Here is a 9,957-nt window from a genome sequence, read left to right as displayed (position 1 = left end):
GAACCAGGTGTTCCGGCAGGGTGGGCGGCCGGTTCGGGCCCGGGGCGGATTGCTAAGGCGATCGAGTGAAGGCGCTCGGCCGGATGCCCGGCCGAAGGTGGTCGGGGCGGGGTTCCGGGCGACGGCTCCCGCGTGCCGGGCCGCTCCGGTGTCCGGGGCCGATCCCGGAAGGCCGGTGATTTCGCGCGGGCTCCCGATCCTCCGGTCAAATCACCCTTGTGGAAAGGGTGTTGCCCCGGCGGCAAGAAATGCCGCCACGGCGCCGCCGGCAAAGGATTCGCCACTCGCGACGGCCCCGGTGAACCGCCATGCGGACCGATGTCCGTCAAGTGGTCCGTACCTTTTCCGGCGAGGTGAAACCGGGGGCGGTGACGGGAAACCGGGACGGCAATGGCGGTGGCTCCGCGGGCACATGTTACGGGGTGCTCTCCGGTGCCTGCGCGGCGGGCTCCTCCCGTGATGGGCAAAGCCTTCCCGGAAGGGCCGTTCGTCGCCGAATGTCACACGTAGCGACTGATCGGTTGCACATGCCACTGGTGTGTGACCAATAACGGACGGCTAATTTCCGTTTCCACTCGCTCTCTTGGCGGACGATCAGTAGCCTCTGGTCAACACTGACCATGAACATGGCCGGATCGCCGTAGCGACTTGTTGGAGACATCGATGGAGCGTCCCGCTTGGGCACCGCAAGGCATAGACATCACGGTGCCGAGCGTGTCCCGCATGTACGACTTCTATCTGGGCGGATCGCACAATTTCGAGGTGGACCGGGAAGCGGCGCGCAAGGCCATGGAGTTCATGCCTGGACTCCCCAAGATCATGCAGGCGAATCGCGCCTTCATGCGCAGAGCCGTGCATTACGCGGTCGGCGAGGGCATCAGTCAGTTTCTGGACATCGGTTCCGGAATACCGACCTTCGGCAATGTCCACGAAATCGCCCAGGCCGCCGACCCCGGGGCCCGGGTGGCGTACGTCGACCACGACCCGGTCGCGGTCGCACACAGCAAGGCCGTGCTGGAGGGCAACGACCGGGCGGTGATCGCCGCCGCGGACCTGCGCCGCCCCCAGGAGATCGTGAAGAGCCCGGAGGTCTCCGGACTTCTCGACCTGGACCGCCCGGTGGCCCTGCTGCTCGTCGCCGTGCTCCACTTCCTCGAGGACGCCGACGAGCCGCAGGCCGCGGTCGCCGAGCTGCGCGAGGCACTCGCCCCCGGCAGCCTCGTCGTCATCACGCACGCCTCGTACGAGGGGATCCCGCTCACCCGGGAGGAGGCGGGCGGCATGGTCGGGGTCTACGAGAACATCCGCAACCCCCTCGTCATGCGCTCCCGCGACGAGATCACGCGCTTCTTCGAGGGGTACGAGATGGTGGAGCCCGGACTCGTGTCGATGCCGCACTGGCGGCCGGAGACCCCGGTGGTGGCGGAGCAAGAGGATCCGTACGCCTTCTCGGGCTTCGCGGGCGTGGGACGCAAGGCGTGAGCATTCCCGCCCAGTCGTCCGGAGTGCCGGACGCGGAGCCCGACGGACCCGAGGGCCGGCTCCGAAGATTCGCCACCATCTGGAGCCGGGCCATCTTCCCCTCGACGGCCACCTCCCTGACGCGCACGGAGTTCGAGCAGCACCTGCTGCCGCTGGCCCGCGGGCTCAGCGACACCCTGCACGAGCGGCCCTTCGACGCGGCCCCCGCGGGCGAGGTGGGCGCCGCCCTCGTCGCCGCACACTGCACGGACCCCGACGCGCTCAGCAGCACGCTCGGCGTCATCGACTCGTACCTGGTGCTGTACTGCGGCGGCAACGGCCCGACGGCGCTGTCCACCGAGGACCTCAGGGCCCGCTGCGCGCGGATGCAGCACGCCCTGGCCGGCGGCTTCACCGAGGCGCTGCGCCAGCGCACCCTCGCCGAGCAGGAGGCCATCGCGCGTTCGGCTCTCGCCGCCCGCTCCGACGCCGAACAGGCGCTGCACGCGACGGAGGCGCGGTTCCGGGCCGTCTTCAAGGACGCGGCCATCGGGATCGGCATCGCCGACCTGGACGGCAACGTGCTGGAGGTCAACGACACCCTCACCCGGATGTTCGGCGGCCTCGACAACCACGTGCGCAGCCACAAGGTCAACGAGTGGGTCCACCCCGAGGACTCGCCGCACGTCTGGAAGTACTACGACGAGCTGGTGCGCGGCGAACGCGAGCACTACCGGGTCGAGAAGCCGTACTACCGCAACGACGGCACCGTGCTGTGGACCAACCTGACGGTGTCGCTGCTGCGCGACGCCGAGGGCAACCCGCAGTACCAGCTGGCGCTGATGGAGGACACCACGGAACGCAGACTGCTGAACCTGCGGCTGCGGTACGAGGCCACCCATGACGCGCTCACCGGACTGCCCAACCGGACGCTGTTCTTCGAACGGCTGGAGAAGGCGCTCTGCGCCGACGACGGCAGCCGCTTCGGCCTGTGCTACCTCGACCTGGACGGCTTCAAGGCGATCAACGACAGCCTCGGGCACGCGTCCGGCGACCGGCTGCTGGTCGAGGTGGCCGACCGGCTGCAGAGCTGCGCGACCGCGCCCGGCGAGATGGTCGCCAGGCTCGGCGGCGACGAGTTCGTGGCCCTGACCACCGGCCCCGACACCGAGAAGGAGGTCACCGAACTGGCCTGCCGCATCCTCAACGCGCTCGGCACCCCCATCCGGCTCGAAGGCCGCGAGCTGACCGTGCGCGGCTCCATCGGCGTCGTGGAGGGACCGGCGGGCGAACGCGGCGCCGCCGAGGTGCTGCGCAGCGCCGACATCACGATGTACCGGGCCAAGGGGGCGGGCGGCAACCGGTTCGAGTTCGCCGACGCGGAGGCCGACGCCCGTGCCATCACACGGCACGGGCTGACCACCGCGCTGCCCGCCGCACTGGAGCGCGGCGAGTTCTTCATCGAGTACCAGCCGCTCGTCCACCTCGGTGACGGCACGGTGCACGGTGCGGAGGCGCTGGTGCGCTGGTGCCATCCGCAGCACGGGGTGCTCGGCCCGGACCGGTTCATCCCGCTCGCCGAGCACACCGGCCTGATCGTGCCGCTGGGCCGCTGGGTGCTGGAGGAGTCCGTCCGGCAGGCCAACTTCTGGCAGGAGCGGCACACCGACGGCGGACCGCTGCGCATCAACGTCAACCTCTCGCCGACCCAGCTGCACCACCCGCGGCTGGTCGCCGAGACCGTCGACGTGCTGGAGCGGTCGGGGCTCGAACCCGGGGCGCTGTGCCTGGAGGTCACCGAGTCCGCGCTCATCGGCGCGGACGACGACCTGCTCAAGCCGCTGCGGCAACTGGCCGAGATGGGCGTCGACATAGCGCTCGACGACTTCGGCACCGGCTACTCGAACCTGGCGAACCTGCGCAGGCTCCCGGTGAGCGTGCTCAAGCTGGACCGTTCCTTCACGATGGGCATGCAGCAGCACCCGGCGGACCCGGTCGACCTGAAGATCGTCGAGGGGATCGTCTCGCTGGCGCACAGCCTGGACCTCGCCGTCACGGTGGAGGGGGTGGAGACCGGGGCGCAGGCCGAACAGCTGCGCAAGCTGGGATGCGACACGGCCCAGGGCTGGTACTACGCCCGGCCGGGCGCCCCCGACCGGATCCACTCGCTGCTGCTGGCCGACGCGGTGTGAGACCCCGGGGCTCCCCGCGGCCGGTCGTCCCGGCCGCGGGGAGCCCGTCGGCCGCGGCGGGTCCGGGTCAGTCCTTCCGGGTGGCGAGCAGCACCCGCTGGAGCTCGCGCGCCGCACGCGGCGGGGCCACGTCGCTGCGGTGCGCCAGCGCGATGGTGCGCCGCAGGCCGGGGCGGGCCAGCGCGGTGGTCCGCAGCTCGTGGCCGAACCGCCCGGCGACCATGCTGGGCACCACCGCGATGCCGAGCCCGGCCCGGACGAAACCGAGCACCGCGTCCATCTCGCCGCCCTCCACCGTGAACGACGGCTCGAAGCCCTCCGCCCGGCAGGCGGCGACCGTCAGCTCCCGCAGGTCGTAGCCGTGCCGGAACATCACCAGGGGCTCCCCCTGGAGGTCGGCGATCCGCACGCTCCCGCCCCGGCCCGGCCGCGGCCCCCGGGCGGACGACACCACGACCAGGTCCTCCTGGAGCAGCTCGACCGTGGTGAGCGCGGGGGAGGCGGCGGGCAGCGGCAGGACCACCAGGGCGAGGTCGAGCGCGCCGCGCGCCAGCCCCCGCACGAGGTCGAGCGAACCGCCCTCCTCCAGCAGCAGCCGGATGCCCGGATGGCGGTCGTGGAAGGCGCGCAGCACGTCGGGGAGCAGGCCCGTGCAGAGGCTGGGCGTGGCCCCCAGGCGCACCCGGCCCCGGCGCAGCTGTGCCAGCTCCTGCACCTCGTGGCGGGCGGTGTCGGCGTCCGCGAGGATCCGGCGGGCCAGCGGCAGCAGCGCCTCGCCCGCGTCGGTGAGCGCGATGTTGCCCCGGGCCCGGCTGAACAGCTCCGCCCCCAGCTCGTTCTCCAGCGCCCTGATCTGCTGGGAGAGCGAGGGCTGCGAGACGTGCACCGCCTCGGCGGCACGGGTGAAGTGCCGGGTCTCGGCCACGGCGACGAAATACGTCAACTGCTGGAACTGCATGTGCTCACCTCGACCTACCACAATAGTCCCAGACTATGAAGATGAGCCATTCCATGTCTTGGACTGATGGGGCCGTCCGGCCCTAGCGTCGTGTTCATGGCATTGGCAACACGGACGGACCGACGGCCGTCCATGACGCGCACGATCTGGGACTCGTCCGTCGGCAAGAAGACGGTCATGGCCGTGAGCGGCCTGGTCATGCTCCTGTACCTGGTCGTCCACATGCTCGGCAACCTGAAGATCTTCTTCGGGGCCGACGAGTTCAACCACTACGCGCACTGGCTGCGGACCCTGGGCGAGCCCTTCCTGCACTACGAGTGGGCCCTGTGGATCGTCCGCCTGGTGCTCGTCGCCGCCGTGGTGCTGCACGCCGTCTCCGCGTACCAGCTGAGCCGCCGCGACATCAGGGCGCGCCCCGCCAAGTACGTGCACCGCAGGCCGCGCGCCGGGTACGCCACCCGCACCATGCGCTGGGGCGGGATCATCCTCGGCCTGTTCATCGTCTGGCACATCCTCGACCTGACGACGGGCACCGCGCACCCCGGCGGCTTCCAGCCCGGACACCCGTACCAGAACGTCGTCGACACCTTCTCCACCTGGTACGGCAACACGGTCTACATCGCCGCCGTGCTCGCCCTCGGGTTCCACGTCCGGCACGGCTTCTGGAGCGCCGCCCAGACCCTCGGCGCGGGCAACGCGGCCCGGGACCGGGCCCTCAAGGCCCTGGCCAATGCCCTCGCGCTGGTACTGACGCTGGGCTTCATCTCCGTACCCGTCGCCGTCATGACCGGAGTCGTGAGCTGACATGACCGACTACACGCACTACGAGACGGGCGCACCCGTCGTCGACACCAAGGCCCCCGCCGGCCCCGTCGCCGAACGCTGGGACACCCGCCGCTTCCAGGCCAAGCTGGTCAACCCGGCCAACCGCCGCAAGCACACCGTCATCGTCGTCGGAACGGGTCTCGCCGGCGGATCGGCCGGCGCGACCCTGGCCGAACAGGGCTACCACGTCGTCCAGTTCTGCTTCCAGGACTCCCCCCGCCGCGCCCACTCCGTCGCCGCCCAGGGCGGCATCAACGCCGCGAAGAACTACCGCAACGACGGCGACTCCATCCACCGCCTCTTCTACGACACGGTCAAGGGCGGCGACTTCCGCGCCCGCGAGTCCAACGTCCACCGGCTCGCCCAGATCTCCGTCGAGATCATCGACCAGTGCGTCGCCCAGGGCGTCCCCTTCGCCCGCGAGTACGGCGGCCTCCTCGACAACCGGTCCTTCGGCGGTGTCCAGGTCTCCCGCACCTTCTACGCCCGCGGCCAGACCGGACAGCAGCTGCTCCTCGGCGCCTATCAGGCGCTGTCCAGGCAGATCGCCGCGGGCAACGTCGAACTGCACGCCCGCACCGAGATGCTCGACCTGGTCGTCGTCGACGGAAAGGCCCGCGGCATCGTCGCCCGCGACCTGGTCACCGGCAAGATCGACACCTACTTCGCCGACGCGGTCGTCCTGGCCAGCGGCGGCTACGGCAACGTCTTCTACCTGTCGACGAACGCCATGAACTCCAACGCCACCGCCGTCTGGCGGGCCCACCGCCGCGGCGCGTACTTCGCCAACCCCTGCTTCACCCAGATCCACCCCACCTGCATCCCGCGCACCGGCGACCACCAGTCCAAGCTGACGCTGATGAGCGAGTCGCTGCGCAACGACGGCCGGATCTGGGTCCCCAGGGCCAAGGGCGACACCCGCCCCGCCAACGAGATCCCCGAGGACGAGCGCGACTACTACCTGGAGCGCATCTACCCCTCCTTCGGCAACCTCGTGCCCCGGGACATCGCCTCCCGCGCCGCGAAGAACGTCTGCGACGAGGGCCGCGGCGTCGGCCCCGGCGGCCAGGGCGTCTACCTGGACTTCGCCGAGGCCATCGGGCGCATGGGCCGGGACAAGGTCGAGGAGAAGTACGGCAACCTCTTCGACATGTACGCGCGGATCACCGCGGAGAACCCGTACGAGACCCCGATGCGGATCTACCCCGCCGTGCACTACACGATGGGCGGGCTCTGGGTCGACTACGACCTCCAGACCACGGTCCCCGGCCTCTTCGCGATCGGCGAGGCCAACTTCTCCGACCACGGAGCCAACCGGCTCGGCGCCTCCGCGCTGATGCAGGGCCTCGCCGACGGCTACTTCGTCCTGCCGTCGACCATCAACGACTACCTGGCCCGCAATCCGCACCGCGACGAGGTCGACGCCTCGCACCCGGCCGTGCAGGAGGCCGTCGCCGACACCGAGGACCGGCTCAACCTGCTGCTCTCCATCGACGGCGACCGCACCCCCGACTCCTTCCACCGCGAGATCGGCGAACTCATGTGGGAGTACTGCGGAATGGCCCGCACCGAGGAGGGGCTGCGCAAGGCGCTGGAACGTATCCCGCGGATCCGCGAGGAGTTCTGGCGCCGCATCAAGGTCCCCGGCACCGGCGAGGAGTTCAACCAGTCCTTGGAGAAGGCCAACCGCATCGTCGACTACCTGGAACTGGCCGAGCTCATGTGCCTCGACGCACTGCACCGCGCCGAGTCCTGCGGCGGCCACTTCCGCGAGGAGTCGCAGACCCCGGACGGCGAGGCCGCCCGCCGGGACGAGGAGTTCTCCTACGCCGCCGCCTGGGAGTTCTCCGGCACCGGCGAGGCCCCCGTCCTGCACAGGGAAGACCTCGTCTTCGAGTACGTCCACCCCACCCAGCGGAGCTACGCATGAAGCTCACCCTGCGCGTCTGGCGCCAGAAGAACGCCGACGCCCCCGGCGCCATGTCCACCTACGAGGTGGACGGCATCTCGCAGGACATGTCGTTCCTGGAGATGCTCGACACCCTCAACGAGGAGCTCATCCTCGCCGGCGACGACCCGGTCGCCTTCGACCACGACTGCCGCGAGGGCATCTGCGGAGCCTGCAGCCTCGTCATCAACGGCGACGCCCACGGACCCGAGCGCACCACCACCTGCCAGCTCCACATGCGCTCCTTCGAGGACGGCGACACGATCGACGTCGAACCGTGGCGCGCCTCCGCCTTCCCGGTCGTCAAGGACCTGGTCGTGGACCGCTCGGCCTTCGACCGGATCATCCAGGCGGGCGGCTACATCTCCGCCCCGACCGGCACCGCCCCCGAGGCGCACGCCACCCCGGTGCCCAAGCCGGACGCCGACTTCGCCTTCGAGCACGCCGAGTGCATCGGCTGCGGAGCCTGCGTCGCCGCCTGCCCCAACGGCTCGGCGATGCTCTTCACCTCGGCGAAGATCAACCATCTCAACGTGCTGCCGCAGGGCGCCCCGGAGCGCGAGACCCGGGTCCTCGACATGGTCGGCCAGATGGACAGCGAGGGCTTCGGCGGCTGCACCCTCACCGGGGAGTGCGCCACGGCCTGCCCGAAGGGCATCCCGCTGCCCTCGATCTCGGCCATGAACAAGGAGTGGTTGCGGGCCACCCGCAAGGTGCGCCGCTGACCGGCGCGGACCACGGATTCCCGGTCCCGGGGGCCGCCCGCCCCCGGGACCGGGACGTCGTCGCGTCCGGAACGGATCAGGACGTCACGGAGAGGTCGTCCGCGTGGACCGTGCCCTGCCCGTACCAGCCGTGCAGATAGACGGTCACCGCCCCGGTCGAGCCGGTGGTGAAGGTCACCGACTGCTTCGCGTAACCGCTCGACGAACCCCAGACGCTCGCGGTCGCGTCACCGCGCACCCCGAGGTACCCGTAGTTCCCCTGCACCCAACCGCTCAGCGTGTAGCGGGTGTTGGGGGAAAGAGCGAGGCTCTGCGCGCACTCGCCGGTCTGCGAGGCGGTGGCCGCGACGGCCAGCGCGTGCGAACCGCCGTGCACCGGGGCGGAGACGACCGCGCTGCCCGTGTCACAGGTCCAGGGGCTCGGCGAACCGCTCTCGAAGTCGCCGTTGACCAGGACTCCGGTGCCGCCGCCCGGACCCGACACGGTCAGGGTGAGGGCCGCCGAGTGGCTGAGCGTCCCCGAGGCACCCGTCACCGTGAGCCGGTACGTTCCCGGCGCGGCGGAGTCCGACGCGGACACCGTCAGCTTCGACGTGCCCCCGGCGGTGACCGATGCCGGGGCGAGCGCCGCCGTGACACCGGCGGGTGCCCCGGACACCGTCAGTGCCACGGTCTTCGCGCTGCCGGAGGTCACCGCGGTTCTCACGTCCGCCGTGGTGGAACCGCCCGGCGCGACCGAGGCCGAGGCGGGCGCGACAGCCACCGAGTAGTCGTCCGTCACCGGACCGGAGCCGCTGGTGAAGGGTGCGAAGGTGTGGCTGAAGTACCAGGTGTCCTGGGCGATGCCGGAGCAGGTGTCGTTGCCGCCGGTGCCGGGGCAGCCCCCGTTGTCGCGCTGGAGCGCCCAGAACGACAGGGTGCTGACGCCCTTGGAGACGGCCCAGTCGTAGACCACCGGGGCGTCGGCCGTGGTGAACGTCTCGGCGGGGCCGTAGTCGTCGATGCCCGGCATCTCGATGATGCCGGTCATGCCCCACAGCTGCGCGTCGGTCCTCGACGGGTAGAGATCGGCGAGCTGGTCCTTGAGGCCGCTGATCGCCGTCTTGGTGTCCTGGGCCATGTTGTGGGCGGCGCCGTCGTAGTAGTCGAACGTCATCAGGTTCACGACGTCGACCTTCGCGCCGTTGGCCACGGCGTTCTCCAGCACCGCCAGACCGCTGTCGGCGAGGCCGCTCGTGGTGGTGGGCAGGGTGTAGGAGATCTGCAACGGGCGGCCGTTGGCCGCGGCCCAGTCCTGCACCTTCTTGATGGCCTTGTTGCGGCGGTCGATCCCGGCGCCGTTCTCCAGCGAGTTGTCCTCGATGTCCATGTCGAGACGGGACACGTCGTAGGTCGTGATGACCTTCTCGTACGCCGCCGCGATGGAGTCGACGCTCGTACAGCTGTCGGCGATCTCGGTACCGCCGTTGTCGGCGGTGTAGCCGCCGAACGACGGGATCACGTCACCGCCGCGCGACCGCATGGTGGTGAAGTCGGCGCCGAACACGGACTGGGCGACGGGAGTGCTCGAATCGCCGTTCCAGTAGGGGGTGCAGGAACCGCGGGCCTCCGTCTGGAGGAAGGCCATGGTCAGGTACTTGGCGCCGGACGCCTGCGAGAGCGCGGCCGGGCTGTCGCCGTTCCACGACTCGAAGTACGGGGCGAAGACATGGGCCGGCAGGGGAGTGGCGGCGGTCGCGGCGGCCTGCGCGCCGGTGCCCGATCCGAGGACCAGGCCGGCGGACGCGACGGTCGTCGCCACAACACTCAGGACTGCGCCGAGTGCTCTTGGACGTCTCATGGGGTGCT

The 9,957-nt window shown here is 70.5% G+C and carries 7 protein-coding genes; 5 read left to right on the top strand and 2 right to left on the bottom strand.

The annotated features are described in order from the left end of the window. Positions 1–663: 663 nt before the first annotated feature. Complete coding sequence (locus EAO76_RS21025; protein WP_148837498.1) at positions 664–1,482, top strand: SAM-dependent methyltransferase; 819 nt, start codon at positions 664–666, stop codon at positions 1,480–1,482. Continuing rightward, positions 1,479–3,653, top strand: coding sequence for a bifunctional diguanylate cyclase/phosphodiesterase (locus EAO76_RS21020; RefSeq protein WP_148837497.1), 2,175 nt, complete (start codon positions 1,479–1,481; stop codon positions 3,651–3,653). Before EAO76_RS21025 ends, EAO76_RS21020 begins: the two co-directional genes overlap by 4 nt. A 67-nt stretch (positions 3,654–3,720) precedes the next feature. Here the strand turns inward: EAO76_RS21020 and EAO76_RS21015 are convergent, their stop codons facing one another. Continuing rightward, positions 3,721–4,611 (bottom strand): LysR family transcriptional regulator, encoded by an 891-nt coding sequence (locus EAO76_RS21015; protein WP_148837496.1) that lies wholly within the window; start codon positions 4,609–4,611, stop codon positions 3,721–3,723. Positions 4,612–4,707: 96 nt separating this feature from the next. On the opposite strand from EAO76_RS21015, the gene EAO76_RS21010 reads away from it, so the two are divergent. Genes EAO76_RS21010 through EAO76_RS21000 form a run of 3 tightly spaced genes read left to right on the top strand, consistent with a single transcriptional unit; the run spans position 4,708 to position 8,109 of the window. Continuing rightward, positions 4,708–5,415, top strand: a complete 708-nt coding sequence (locus tag EAO76_RS21010; protein ID WP_148837495.1) for a succinate dehydrogenase — start codon at positions 4,708–4,710, stop codon at positions 5,413–5,415. Position 5,416: 1 nt separating this feature from the next. Next, positions 5,417–7,366, top strand: coding sequence for a fumarate reductase/succinate dehydrogenase flavoprotein subunit (locus tag EAO76_RS21005; RefSeq protein WP_148837494.1), 1,950 nt, complete (start codon positions 5,417–5,419; stop codon positions 7,364–7,366). Then, positions 7,363–8,109, top strand: a complete 747-nt coding sequence (locus EAO76_RS21000) for a succinate dehydrogenase/fumarate reductase iron-sulfur subunit (RefSeq protein ID WP_148837493.1) — start codon at positions 7,363–7,365, stop codon at positions 8,107–8,109. The genes EAO76_RS21005 and EAO76_RS21000 overlap by 4 nt, the downstream gene beginning before the upstream one ends. Positions 8,110–8,185: 76 nt before the next feature. Here the strand turns inward: EAO76_RS21000 and EAO76_RS20995 are convergent, their stop codons facing one another. After that, entirely contained in the window at positions 8,186–9,949 is a 1,764-nt protein-coding gene (locus EAO76_RS20995; RefSeq protein WP_187438723.1) for a glycosyl hydrolase family 18 protein, read from the bottom strand. Positions 9,950–9,957 lie beyond the last annotated feature (8 nt).

Origin of the sequence: Streptomyces sp. sk2.1 (assembly GCF_008120935.1) — a bacterium.
GTDB lineage: Bacteria > Actinomycetota > Actinomycetes > Streptomycetales > Streptomycetaceae > Streptomyces.
The sequence above is the reverse complement of the archived record's forward strand: the minus strand, read 5'-3'. Positions and strand labels throughout refer to the sequence as shown.